The organism is Clostridium sp. AF29-8BH, from assembly GCF_003478145.1.
GTDB classification, from domain to species: Bacteria; Bacillota; Clostridia; order Lachnospirales; family Lachnospiraceae; genus Otoolea; species Otoolea fessa.
Window position 1 is genome coordinate 1 of record NZ_QUEL01000013.1, and the last position, 12,095, is coordinate 12,095.

General features: G+C 52.4%; 12 protein-coding genes. All 12 read right to left on the reverse strand.

The annotated features are described in order from the left end of the window. The coding region (locus DWZ16_RS09050; protein WP_243021983.1) for a thiamine diphosphokinase at positions 1 to 536 on the reverse strand (536 nt) is incomplete at its 3' end. After that, a complete protein-coding gene (gene rpe / locus DWZ16_RS09055; protein WP_022360278.1) occupies positions 533 to 1,198 on the reverse strand; it encodes a ribulose-phosphate 3-epimerase in 666 nt (221 codons plus the stop codon). The genes rpe and DWZ16_RS09050, both read right to left, overlap by 4 nt. 32 nt (positions 1,199 to 1,230) lie before the next feature. After that, positions 1,231 to 2,124, reverse strand: coding sequence for a ribosome small subunit-dependent GTPase A (gene rsgA, locus DWZ16_RS09060; protein ID WP_106999960.1), 894 nt, complete (start codon positions 2,122 to 2,124; stop codon positions 1,231 to 1,233). A gap of 25 nt (positions 2,125 to 2,149) precedes the next feature. Then, positions 2,150 to 4,219, reverse strand: a complete 2,070-nt coding sequence (gene pknB / locus DWZ16_RS09065) for a Stk1 family PASTA domain-containing Ser/Thr kinase (RefSeq protein ID WP_412694318.1) — start codon at positions 4,217 to 4,219, stop codon at positions 2,150 to 2,152. Further along, positions 4,174 to 4,395: a hypothetical protein gene (locus tag DWZ16_RS16815; protein ID WP_347474943.1), complete on the reverse strand. Its 222-nt coding sequence runs from the start codon at positions 4,393 to 4,395 to the stop codon at positions 4,174 to 4,176. Before DWZ16_RS16815 ends, pknB begins: the two co-directional genes overlap by 46 nt. Then, positions 4,392 to 5,138 (reverse strand): Stp1/IreP family PP2C-type Ser/Thr phosphatase, encoded by a 747-nt coding sequence (locus tag DWZ16_RS09070; RefSeq protein ID WP_118482172.1) that lies wholly within the window; start codon positions 5,136 to 5,138, stop codon positions 4,392 to 4,394. Before DWZ16_RS09070 ends, DWZ16_RS16815 begins: the two co-directional genes overlap by 4 nt. Then, entirely contained in the window at positions 5,135 to 6,199 is a 1,065-nt protein-coding gene (gene rlmN / locus DWZ16_RS09075) for a 23S rRNA (adenine(2503)-C(2))-methyltransferase RlmN (RefSeq protein ID WP_022358690.1), read from the reverse strand. Before rlmN ends, DWZ16_RS09070 begins: the two co-directional genes overlap by 4 nt. A 71-nt stretch (positions 6,200 to 6,270) precedes the next feature. Beyond that, entirely contained in the window at positions 6,271 to 7,602 is a 1,332-nt protein-coding gene (gene rsmB, locus DWZ16_RS09080; protein WP_118482173.1) for a 16S rRNA (cytosine(967)-C(5))-methyltransferase RsmB, read from the reverse strand. Next, positions 7,595 to 8,311 carry a zinc metallopeptidase gene (locus DWZ16_RS09085; protein ID WP_118482174.1) on the reverse strand — a complete coding sequence of 239 codons (717 nt, stop codon included), beginning with the start codon at positions 8,309 to 8,311 and terminating at the stop codon, positions 7,595 to 7,597. The genes rsmB and DWZ16_RS09085 overlap by 8 nt, the downstream gene beginning before the upstream one ends. Before the next feature lie 66 nt (positions 8,312 to 8,377). Beyond that, complete coding sequence (gene fmt, locus DWZ16_RS09090; RefSeq protein WP_118482175.1) at positions 8,378 to 9,322, reverse strand: methionyl-tRNA formyltransferase; 945 nt, start codon at positions 9,320 to 9,322, stop codon at positions 8,378 to 8,380. A 49-nt stretch (positions 9,323 to 9,371) separates the two neighbouring features. Continuing rightward, positions 9,372 to 9,845 carry a peptide deformylase gene (gene def / locus DWZ16_RS09095; protein ID WP_118293195.1) on the reverse strand — a complete coding sequence of 158 codons (474 nt, stop codon included), beginning with the start codon at positions 9,843 to 9,845 and terminating at the stop codon, positions 9,372 to 9,374. Between the two features lie 18 nt (positions 9,846 to 9,863). Beyond that, positions 9,864 to 12,080, reverse strand: a complete 2,217-nt coding sequence (gene priA / locus DWZ16_RS09100; RefSeq protein ID WP_182427323.1) for a primosomal protein N' — start codon at positions 12,078 to 12,080, stop codon at positions 9,864 to 9,866. Positions 12,081 to 12,095: the final 15 nt, after the last annotated feature.

Below are 12,095 nucleotides of genomic sequence, written 5' to 3' on the forward strand. Positions count from 1 at the left end.
TGTGTGCCCTTGGCAGTCTCAGTGCCCTTGGCAGTCTCAGTCATCGGCAGGAACGAAATGTATTTTCCATACACCTTTTCCCGGTGAAATACCTTATGCCCGCCCAGAAGATACAGGCGGTTGCGGGCATCATAAATATTCACTTCCATTCCCTGGCAGAAAAACTGATACATCAGCTGGATATTGCCGATGGCGTGATCCATACGGCCGCCCAGCGCCCCCAGGATATCAACTGCCTCACAGCCCTGGCGCGCCGCCGTCAAAAGCGCCAGCTCCGTATCCGTCTCATCCTTCTCCGGTTTATGGATCTCAAATTCGATGTCCGGCTGGTTCTGATATTCTTCCAGAACCTTTTTATCCACCGTGTCCAGATCGCCGACCACCGCATTCGGAGAAATATGCAGCGGGCGCAGAACCTCCAGCCCCGCATCTGCCGCAATTACATAGTCATACGAGCGCTGTGAGAGAAAATCTTTCGCAAACGCAATATCAATCGTTCCGCCTGTCACAATCAAACAACGCTTCATCTTCATCATCCCTGTTCAAATTCCTGAAAAATATTTAAAAATGTTTTTACATTCCCAGCCGGGTTTCCCTTAAATACGGCGCTTCCCGCCACGATCACATCGGCTCCTGCCTCTAATACCGTCCGCACATTGTCCGGCGTGATTCCTCCGTCCACCTCAATGCGGGTGGAAAGTCCCCTCTCGCTGCACATTGCGCGCAGCTTCTTGATTTTTTCTACCGTATATGGAATAAATTTCTGACCGCCAAATCCCGGGTTGACCGTCATCAGAAGAACCATGTCCACCTCCGGCAAAATAACATCCAGTGTCTCGACCGGGGTCGCCGGATTTAACGCTACACCTGTTTGCAGCCCTGCCTCACGGATCTGCGCGATCGTGCGGTCCAGATGAAGACAGGCTTCCTGATGCACACAGATCAGATCCGCCCCCGCTTTTTTGATATCCTCTACGTAACGTCCCGGTTCTTCCACCATCATGTGTACGTCAAACACACGATCCGTCACCGGGCGCAGGCTCTTAATTACCGGCATTCCAAAGGAGATACTCGGCACAAACGCGCCATCCATCACATCCAGATGGATGTACTGTGCACCTGCCTTGTCCACCTCAGCGACCTGCTCTCCCAGCTTCGTAAAATCTGCCCCCAGAATCGAAGGTGATAATATAATCATGGTTCTTTCCTCCCATTTTTTGTATAATATCCTCAACGGCTGCTTCTGCCGTATTTCTTTTTCTCTTTTAATTCCTGATACATCAAACGGTAATTGTCATACCGGCTCTGCCCGATCTTATGCTCCTGCACCGCCGTCTTGACGCCGCATTCGCGCTCGCCAATGTGGACACAGCCTAAGAAACGGCATTCATCCTCATATGCCTCAAATTCCGGGAAAAAGTCCTTGAGCGCCTCCGGCTCCAAATCCTCGATATAGAGAGAACTGAATCCCGGCGTATCCATCATATAGGTGCTCTCTTCCACGAAAAACAGTTCTGAATGGCGCGTCGTATGTTTGCCCCGGCGGATCTTCTCACTGATACCGCCCGTTTCCATCTGTGCCTCCGGCTGGATAAAGTTCGTGATCGACGATTTTCCGACACCCGAAGGTCCTGCTAAGACCGTTGTTTTCCCAATGATCAACCGATGAAACTCCTCCAGCCCTGATTTTTCGTAGGTGCTGATAAAATGCACCGGATAGCCCGCCGGTTCATAGATCGCACGCAGCTTCTCCTGCTCGGCTGCATCAACCAGATCGATCTTGTTGAAACAGATGCTGACCGGAACTTCCTGCCGTTCCATCATGACGAGGAAGCGGTCGAGAAGGTTTAAATTTGGCATCGGATCGGTGATGGCAAAAACCACCACCGCCTGATCAACATTTGAAACCGCCGGGCGGATCAGACGGTTTTTACGAGGAAGGATCTCATCGAGATTGCCTGTCGCCTTCTCCTCATCGAGAACACTGATCTCCACGTCATCGCCTACCAGCGGCTTGATGCCGCGATTTCGGAAAATTCCCTTTGCACGGCATTCATATACCTTTCCAATACCGTCGTGTACATAATAGAAACCGCCGATCCCTTTAATTATCTTTCCCTGCATATCTGTACCTTACAACTACCTCTTATTAATTATCTGAAACTTCCACAAATTCAAGCTGATACGTTTTTAGAACCCGATCGTTCGTCAGATCGAGGATCTGCAGCTCACCTGTCTGCACACCGTCCGCTCCCTCGATATTATAATGAATCGGAAGCGTGATATCGCCGCCGATCTCCCTCGGTTCCATGACCGTCTTAGTCACAGTATTGCCGGCAATCGTCTGCTTCATCACAATACTGACGCGGATATGCGTATCTCCGGAACTTGGTCCAAACAGTTCACTCATCTGGAATTCATCGTTGATCGCCGCCACATAGCGGGTTCCTTTTCCCAGACTGACTGTATAGCCAATGGCACTTCCCTCCGGTGTATCTGTTTTCTCCAGGACATCCTGACTGATGATCTTGCCCTTTGCCACTTCTGAACTCTTCGCTTCCTTGCGCTCGCCAAGCCCTAATCCGACCGCTTCCAGAACAACTTTTGCATTTTCCTCTGAAAGCCCTGTAATCCTCGGCATCGGTACCGTCGGTACGTTCGGACCTGTGCTGACATACAGCGTCACCGTACCGCCTGGATCCACGCTGGACGGACTGTATCGGATCACTATACCGGAGGCAACCGTATCGCTGCTCTCTTTCTGCACTACTACGGTCAGTTTATTTTCTTCTGCCAGAAGCGTCTCTGCATCCTCGCTGGACATCTCTTCCAGTCCAAGTTTCGTCAAATCTATTGCCTCATTGCCTTCTCCGATCGTGACGATAACTTCCGTCTGTTTCGAGACAACCGTGCCGCTGGCAATACTCTGACCGATGACCTTCCCCTTTTCAGAGGTTTCCGACTTTTCATATTCATAACGGATTTTCAACGACTGCTTTTCCAATGCTGTCTTCGCCTCATCCTCCGTCATGCCGTCCAGAGGCGGAACCCTGCACTCCGTTGATTCCAGACTCTCGCTCTCAGACGCCTCCGAAGAAGCTTCAACGGTCGTCTTCGGATGCTTCTGACTACCAGATCCCAGATTAAAGATGCCTGTCAACTTCGCAGCAATGACAATCACAACCACCACAATCAATACGGCTGCACCGATTCCAATCATCGTAAGCAGGCGCTCCATCTGCGGATTGACATCCTCGCTGTCTTCTTCTATACGGCGTCCCTTCCGTCTACGGTCTGGGCGCCTTGAGGTTTCTTCCTCATAGACATCCGTCTCTTCTTCCTGCCAACCTTCTATCTCGTTCTCCGACGGTTCCGGCTCTTTCCAGACTACCTCACCACGTTCATTTTCTGTCGGAACCGGTCCGGTCTTTTCACTCACTGCCGGATGTTCCATCGTCTGTTCCAGATTTCGATTTCTCTGTGCCTCCATCTGGCGGTTCAGTTCCTCTGCCCCGCGCACGACTGTCGGGGAATTTTCATCAAATTCCGGTTCTTTTTTCAGGAAATCATCGTTTGGATCCACCAGCGCATGGCGCAGATCCGCGATCAGCTCATACGCATTCTGGTAACGGCGTTCCGGCTTTTTTTGGGTACATTTTAAAATAATGCGGTCCAGGCTTGCCGACACCTCCGGGTTGATGCGGCTCGGCGGCTGCACCGGTTCTTCCAAATGCGCCAGTGCCACTGAAACCGGGTTATCCCCGTCAAACGGAAGTTTTCCTGTTAGCATCTCATACATCGTGATTCCCAGTGAATACAGATCGCTTCGTCCGTCGCTATAATTTCCTTTTGCCTGCTCCGGCGAGATATAATGCACGGAACCGACCGCATTGACCCCGATCGTCTGGGACGATACAGCTCTGGCAATACCGAAATCCGCCACCTTCACCTTGCCGTCACGCGAGATAATCATATTCTGCGGTTTGATGTCCCGGTGCACAATATGCTGGTCATGTGCCGCTGCCAGCCCCTGCGCTACCTGGATGGCAATTCCAATCGTTTCTTTAACGCCCAGATGACCTTTCTTGAGAATGTAGCTTTTCAGCGTGATTCCCTCGATGAGTTCCATGACGATATAATGAAGACTGCCCTCATCCACAACGTCATAAACACTCACAATATTTGGATGGGAAAGCCCTGCCGCCGCCTGCGCCTCCATCTTGAATTTGCTGACGAAATTCGCATCCTGCTGTACTCATCCTTTAAAACCTTGATCGCCACCAGACGGTTCAGAGTGTGGCATTTTGCCTGATACACCTCTGACATGCCGCCCGTACCAATCAGTGAGAGGATCTCATAGCGATCCTGCAGATAGGTTCCCGGTTTCAGCATCATGATTCTCTCACCTCCTTGATCTGCGGGTCAATCAATATGACCGCGATATTATCTTTCCCGCCGTTCTGGTTTGCGAGCGCCGTGAGCGCCCTTGCCTTGGTGTCCAGGGTTCCCGGCAGAAGCACCATCCGGTAAATTGCTGAATTATCCACCATATTGGTTAACCCGTCCGAACACAGCAGTACGTAATCGCCCGGGTTCAGTGAAACCTCAAAGAAATCCGGCTCCACATGCCCACCGATCCCGACTGCGCGGGTAATGATATTTTTCTTCGTCTCATATTCCCGGCTGCCGCGGCTCATCTGTCCCAGCGAGACCATCGCCTCCACGTAGGAATGATCCCGGGTAATCTGATGAATGCCGGAGCGCTCAATCCGGTAGAGACGGCTGTCCCCCACGTTTGCCACATAGAGTGTATTTCCCTGAATTGAAGCCGCTACCAGCGTTGTTCCCATGCCGGCAAGCTCCTCGCGCTCACAGGAAAGGGTATAAAGTTCCTGATTGACTGCCTCGATCCCCTTTCGAAGCGCCGCGACCGGCTCATTCTCACCACTCTCTTTGATATATTCCGGCATATGCTCGATCAGATAGCGCGAAGCAAAATCTCCCGCCTGATGACCGCCCATTCCGTCCGCCACAACAAACAGGTTGGAAAGTTCTCCCACCGGCTCCGTGCTGGCAAACTGAGCATCCTGATTGACCTTACGCGTTTTTCCGATATCCGTCAGTGCGTATGCTTTCATTTGACTGCCGCACCTTCTTTCTCCTGCTCTTTATCCATATAGCTCTTCCGGAGCTGTCCGCAGGCACCGTCTATGTCGCGCCCCATCTCGCGCCGGATTGTCACATTGATTCCCTTGGATTCCAGACATCCCTTAAATGCTTCGATCGCTTTCCGTCCCGACTGTACATAAGAGCGCTCCTTGATCGGATTGACCGGAATCAGATTCACATGCCCGTGCTGATCCTGAATCAGCGCCGCCAGCTCGCGCGCCTCGTCCAGATTGTCGTTGACTCCCTGCACCAGGCTGTACTCAAACGTCATGCGGCGTCCCGTTTTTTCAAAATAGTAATGACAGGCCGCCAATACATCCTTTAACGCATATGTACGCGCGATCGGCATCAGGCTCTTCCGCACCTCGTCATTCGGCGCATGCAGAGAAAGTGCCAGCGTGATGGTCAGTCCCTGATCTGCCAGCTCCCGGATCTTCGGAACCAGCCCACAGGTGGAAACCGTCACATTCCGCTGACTGATATGCAGTCCGCCTTCCTCCGTCAAAAGATGGATAAAGCGGATCAGGTTATCGTAATTGTCCAGCGGTTCACCCGATCCCATCACAACCACGTTGGAAACGCGTTCGCCTGTATCGCGCTGAATCTGATAAATCTGGTCCAGCATCTCCGACGGGCGCAGGTTCCGTTCCAGGCCGTCCAGGGTCGAAGCACAGAAACGGCAGCCCATCCGACACCCCACCTGCGAGGAAATACAAACGGAATTTCCATGCTTATAACGCATCAGGACACTCTCGATGACATTGCCGTCCGCGAGGCGGAACAGGTACTTGCGGGTTCCATCGATCTGCGAAATCTGCACCCGTACCTTTTCCAGCGATACATACTCGCACGCGTCCTGCAGCTTCTGCCGGAGTACCTTGGAAAGGTTTGTCATATCGTCAAAGGAAGATGCCAGTTTTTCATGCATCCACTGATAGATCTGGGCGGTCCGGAATGGTTTTTCACCCAGACTCACCAAAAAGGCACGCAGTTCCTCCTGCGTCATTGATTTTATATCCTGCTTTTCCATATCGGACTGCCTCCCTCTCTCCTATATGCACTCTCGGAGTCTTTCCTGTATTCATACGCTGTTCCGTCCAGTTATCCTTTTCTTTTCATCACAGAGATGAAAAATCCATCACACGGATGAACGCCCGGATAGAGCTGGATGTATCCCTCTTTCAGGCTGTCTTCCTGAAAATCAATCCCCAGACGACCACTGATATCAACCGGCTCAAATGGATATTCGTTTAAAAACCATGCCCGGTTTTCATCATTTTCCAGACGGTTGACCGTGCAGGTGCTGTAAACCAGCACTCCACCCGGCTTCACGTACTGCCAGACCACCGACAGCATCTGCCGCTGCAATGCAGCCAGGTCCCGGATTCCGTCCATTGAAGCGTTGTATTTGATATCCGGCTTGCGTCCGATAATGCCAAGTCCTGAACACGGCAGATCGGCAATGACCACATCCGCTTTCTGCTCCATCGAAGCATCGAATTCACACGCATTCCAGGCGCAGGCAGAGACGTTTGTACAGCCGCTGCAGGCAATATTCTCCTTGATCAAAGATACCTTGTAATCACTCACATCCCGGATCTCAACCTGTCCAGTTCCGTACAGCAGATCCGCCGCATGAAGCCCTTTTCCACCCGGTGCCCCACAGACATCGAGTACAAAATCACCCTCTTTAATACCCGCCGCATCACCTGCCAGCGACGAACTCAGGTCCTGAATCCGGATTAGTCCTTCGCGGAACGCATCCAGACTCTCTGGATAGTCCACTCCCGTCAGACGGTAAACGCCGCTTCCCGTCGCTGTCTCCTCTGCCGTCACGCCCTGGGCGGACAGGGAGGCAAGAATCTCTTCTTTCCCTGCACGGCTCTCGGCAAACCGCACCATAAACGGACGTTTCTCCAGACCAGCCTGTGCCATCCTGTGCGTCGTCTCTGCCCCATAGTTTTCCTCCCAGAGAGATAAAATCCAGTCCGGCATTGAATACCGCACTGAATCATCCGGGAAGGTCAGTTTGCCTTTTCCACGCACCACAGAACGCAACACACCATTTACAAAGCCGGAAAGTCCGGAAAATCCGCGTTTTTTCGCAAGGCGCACCGCCTCATTGCACGCCGCCGAATCCGGTACACGGTCCATATAATAAATCTGGTACACGCTCATCCGCAGAAGTGTGCGGATAAACGGTTTCATCTTATGAACTTTTGTTTTGGAATATGCGTTGATAATATAATCAATCTGGATTTTATACTCCACCGTCCCGTCCACAATCCGTTTTAAAAACGAGCGGTCTGATTTCTCCAGATACTGATATTTAGAAAGAGCCTGAAAAAGGGCCAGATGTGTATACTGTCCCTTTTCCAGAATCTCAGTCAAAATTTCTGCCGCTATTTCACGCAGCGCAGTTCCATCAGTCATCGCGTCGTCCTCCAAATAATATAATCAGACGCAGAAGCTGTAAAATCGAACCAGCCGCCGCTGCCACATACGTCAGTGCCGCCGCACCAAGCACCTGTTTGGTATATCCAACTTCTTCCCCGCGAAGAATCCCTGTTGAATCAAGCAGACGTACCGCACGCGCGGATGCATTGAACTCAACCGGAAGCGTCACCAGCTGGAACAGCACCGACAAGGAAAATAAAAGAATTCCAAGTGAAACGATCGGAGATCCCATGCCGCCGATCAGGACACCAATCAGGATCATAGGCCAGGAAAGCTGTGCGCCGATGTTGACCACCGGCACCATTGAACCGCGCAGGCGCAGCGGAACATACTCAGATGCATCCTGCATCGCATGTCCGCACTCATGCGCCGCAACACCGATCGCCGCGACCGAAGTAGAACCATATACACTCTCAGATAAATTCACAGTCTTGGTCCGCGGATCATAGTGGTCGGTCAGACTGCCTGCCACCTGGCGGATCTGGACATCATAGATGCCCTGTGAATTTAAAAGCTGTCTCGCCGCCTCGGCTCCCGTCATGCCAGTCATGCTCCGGACTCTTGAAAACCGCGCGTAGGTGCTTTTCACCTTCGCAGATGCCCCTAATGACAGAAATACACCAATTAATACCAGAATCATCGTCGGATCAAACATACTGTAATATCCATATCCGTATCCGTACATATCACTCCAACTCCTTTCAAACGCCTGGCTGCCTGTAGCAGTTCAGTTCCTGCTGAAGCATTCATTTTATCCGAGCTTTACTCCCGTTTCCACCGGATATCCGCGTAAAAATGCCGCCGTATCCATCCGCTTCTTGCCTTCCAGCTGAAGTTCCCGAATTGTGAGAAGCCCTTTGCCGGTCTGGACAGAGAATGCATCTTTACCGACACATACCACCTGTCCGAATGTCTCCGGTGACGGCCTTCCCGCCGCATCTTCCTCGACATCCGCCGACCAGATTTTCAGGGTTTTTCCTTCAAATTTTGTATAAGCGCTCGGCCATGGATTTAAGCCGCGGATCAGGCGCTCAATCACTGCCGCATCCATCGACCAGTCGATCTGCCCCATCGACTTATCGAGCATTGTCACATGGGTTGCCTCTGCCTCATCTTGTTTAACCGGATGCAGGATTCCCGCCTCCGCTTTTTCAAGCGTGGAGAGAATCAGCTTTCCTCCCGCAAGGCTCAAGCGGTCAAACAGGCTGCCGCCTGTCTCTTTCGGATCCAGGCGTACTTCCACGGTATCCAGGATATCTCCGGTGTCCAGACCGACATCCATCTGCATCGTCGTCACACCGCTGACCTCATCGCCATTGATGACCGCCCACTGGATCGGGGCTGCCCCACGGTATTTTGGCAGAAGCGACGCATGGATGTTGATACAGCCGTATTTCGGCAGGTTCAGAATCCGCTCCGGCAGAATCTGACCAAATGCAATCACGACGATCACATCCGGCTGAATCTTCGTCAATTCCTCAAAAAATGCCTCATCCTTGCGGACGCGCACCGGCTGATACACCGGGATTCCATATTCCAGCGCTTTTTCCTTGACAGGCGGCATTGCCATCGCCTTGCCGCGTCCCTTCGGCTTATCTGGCTGTGTCACCACCGCCGCTACTTCATGCCGGCTCTGATAGAGCGCTTCCAGTGTCGGAACCGCAAAATCCGGTGTTCCCATAAATACGATCTTCATATCTGCCTGTCACCCCACTCTTGTTTTTCTCTCATTCTGCCAATGTGCTTTATTCTTCCTCTGCCGTTACATCCTCTAACGGACCTTCTACCAACTCCACATACAGATGTCCGTGCAGATGATCGCACTCATGGCAGATCGCACGTGCCAGGAAATCATCTGCTTCCAGGACAAACTCTTCCATTTTTTCGTTCAGCGCGCGTACCTTTACGTGGCTCGGACGGGTTACCATACCAGCCTTGCCCGGAACGCTTAAACAGCCTTCCTGACCAGTCTGGCTGCCGGACATTTCCTCGATGACCGGATTGATCAGGACATACTGGTTGCCGTCCTCCACGTCGATTACTACGATCTGTTTGCGGATACCGACCTGCGGTGCTGCCAGACCTACGCCGCCGGCTGAATACATCGTGTCAAACATATCCTCTATCAGTTCAAGTGTGTGATCGGTTACCTCCGTCACTGCCTTACACTCTTTTTTCAGTACCTCATCGCCAATAGTTCTAATTGACCGGATTGCCATTTTATACACTCTTCCTCTCTATGATATATCGTATTGAATCTGGACCGCCTGCCATTTTGTATCTGCGGCAGCCAGGGTTTCAATCTGACCCCTGATTTGATCCAGTATAGCACATTTTTCACACTTTATATATAAAATTTTTCTGTAGATGTCATTAACTTTGTATACTGGTGCCGGAACCGGACCGATACACTCGGCACTTTCGCGCAGCCGCCGCGCCGCCATTTCCGCACATTTATCCAGCACCACCTCATCGCCGCAGGCAAAATAAACCGCAGCCATCTGGCAGACTGGTGGATAACGAAGCAGCCTCCGGTAATTGATCTCATGGCTGTAAAACAGCTCATAATTCTGCGCCGCTGCCGCCTGCACGGCATAGTGTTCCGGCCGGTACGTCTGGATGACCACATCGCCGGGCTTCCCGGCGCGTCCCGCTCTGCCAGCCGCCTGCGTCAGAAGCTGGAACGTCCGCTCCGCGCTGCGGTAATCCGGCGTATTTAAGGAAAGATCCGCCGCCAGAATTCCGACCAGCGTCACTCCTGGAAAATCATGCCCTTTTACAATCATCTGCGTGCCGATCAGAATATCTGCCTCACGATTTGCAAATGCCTCCAGAATCGCTTCATGTCCGCCTTTTTTTGCCGTTGTATCCGCATCCATCCGCAGGATCCTCGCATCCGGAAACCGAATTTTCGTAAATTCTTCCATCTTCTGCGTTCCGGCCCCAAACCCGGCAATATACGGTGATCCGCAGGACGGACACTGCTTCATCAGCGGAATCGTATAGCCGCAGTAATGACAGACCAGACGGTTCTTCCCGTGTAGTGTCAGGGAAACATCACAATGCGGACAGGTCACCGCCTTTCCGCAGGAACGACAGGAAACAAAATTGGAATAGCCGCGCCGGTTCATAAAAAGCATCGCCTGCTCGCCACGTGCGAGTCTCTCTGTCAACATTGCATCCAATGACCGGCTGAACACCGATTTATTGCCTGCCTGCATCTCCGCACGCATATCAGCGATCTGTACCTTCGGCAGGATACTTCCCGCCACTGCCCGGTGATGCAGGGGCAGAAGCACATATTCGCCATTCTGAGCCCGCAGATACGATTCCAGAGAAGGAGTCGCTGAGCCCAAGACCAGCGAAGCCCCGGAAAGCCGGGCGCGCTCCGCCGCTACTTCCCTTGCATGATAGCGCGGCATCGTCTCGCTCTTATAGGCGCCCTCATGTTCCTCGTCGATCAGAATCAGTCCCAGATTGGAAAATGGGGCAAACAGCGCCGACCGCGGTCCGATCATCACGGAAACCTCGCCCCGCGCCGCCCGTTCCCACTGATCATAGCGTTCTCCCGCAGAGAGACGGGAATTCAGAATCGCGATCTGATCGCCAAATCGCCGGTAAAACCGCATCACCGTCTGATATGTCAGCGAAATTTCCGGGATCAGCAGAATCACCTGCTTTCCATCCCGCAGGACACGCGCCATCAGCTCCATGTAGACTTCGGTCTTTCCACTTCCCGTAACGCCGTGAATCAGATACGTTTCACGTTTCCCCATCTCATAATCCTCACAGAAACGGTCAACCGCCGCCTGCTGCTCTTCATTGAGATGCACGGTCTGTCCGGCTGGACGCGGCAGTTTTGCATGGTTTAACCCGCGTTCCTCACGGGAAACTTTCACTGAAAGCTGTCCCTGTTCCTCCATCGGGCGGATCGTCGCCAGGGTCAGGTCAAGCTCCCGTCGGGCAAATTCCATCGGAATATCCAGATTGTCCCGGAATGCCTCAAGGAGCCGCACCCGCGCCTTATAATGCCGCTTCTGTGCCGCCAGGATTGCCGCTTCCAGCTCTTCCTGTTTTAAAAGACAATGCAGCGTCTTTTTCTCGCGCGGTTTTATCTTTTCCTTGACGGGAAGTACGGTTTTGAGCGTCTGGTTCATCGTCGCGCCATAACGTTCCCGCATCCACCACGCCAGACGGATAAGCTGAGATTGCACCGACATACTGCCCGGTGCGATCCCAGCTATCTCCTTGATGCGGGATGGGTCATACTCCGCCGTATTTCCCATTCCCACCACATATCCAGTCCGAAGTGAATTACCCTTTCCAAACGGTACCGTCACGCACGTTCCCGCCGTAATCTCCTCCGCCAGCTGCGCCGGAATCCGGTACTGAAACGGGCGATCCACCTTCTCATGGGATATATCTATAATAATATCCGCGTATTGATACGCCATGATTCCTTCTCTTTC

What these genes read in the sequence shown, in the direction of transcription:
- rpe (WP_022360278.1), bottom strand. Translation starts at nt 1,198, where the DNA reads ATGATTATATTATCACCTTCGATTCTGGGGGCAGATTTTACGAAGCTG.
- rsgA (WP_106999960.1), bottom strand. Translation starts at nt 2,124, where the DNA reads ATGCAGGGAAAGATAATTAAAGGGATCGGCGGTTTCTATTATGTACAC.
- pknB (WP_412694318.1), bottom strand. Translation starts at nt 4,219, where the DNA reads ATGGAGGCGCAGGCGGCGGCAGGGCTTTCCCATCCAAATATTGTGAGT.
- DWZ16_RS16815 (WP_347474943.1), bottom strand. Translation starts at nt 4,395, where the DNA reads ATGATGCTGAAACCGGGAACCTATCTGCAGGATCGCTATGAGATCCTC.
- DWZ16_RS09070 (WP_118482172.1), bottom strand. Translation starts at nt 5,138, where the DNA reads ATGAAAGCATACGCACTGACGGATATCGGAAAAACGCGTAAGGTCAAT.
- rlmN (WP_022358690.1), bottom strand. Translation starts at nt 6,199, where the DNA reads ATGGAAAAGCAGGATATAAAATCAATGACGCAGGAGGAACTGCGTGCC.
- rsmB (WP_118482173.1), bottom strand. Translation starts at nt 7,602, where the DNA reads ATGACTGATGGAACTGCGCTGCGTGAAATAGCGGCAGAAATTTTGACT.
- DWZ16_RS09085 (WP_118482174.1), bottom strand. Translation starts at nt 8,311, where the DNA reads ATGTACGGATACGGATATGGATATTACAGTATGTTTGATCCGACGATG.
- fmt (WP_118482175.1), bottom strand. Translation starts at nt 9,322, where the DNA reads ATGAAGATCGTATTTATGGGAACACCGGATTTTGCGGTTCCGACACTG.
- def (WP_118293195.1), bottom strand. Translation starts at nt 9,845, where the DNA reads ATGGCAATCCGGTCAATTAGAACTATTGGCGATGAGGTACTGAAAAAA.
- priA (WP_182427323.1), bottom strand. Translation starts at nt 12,080, where the DNA reads ATGGCGTATCAATACGCGGATATTATTATAGATATATCCCATGAGAAG.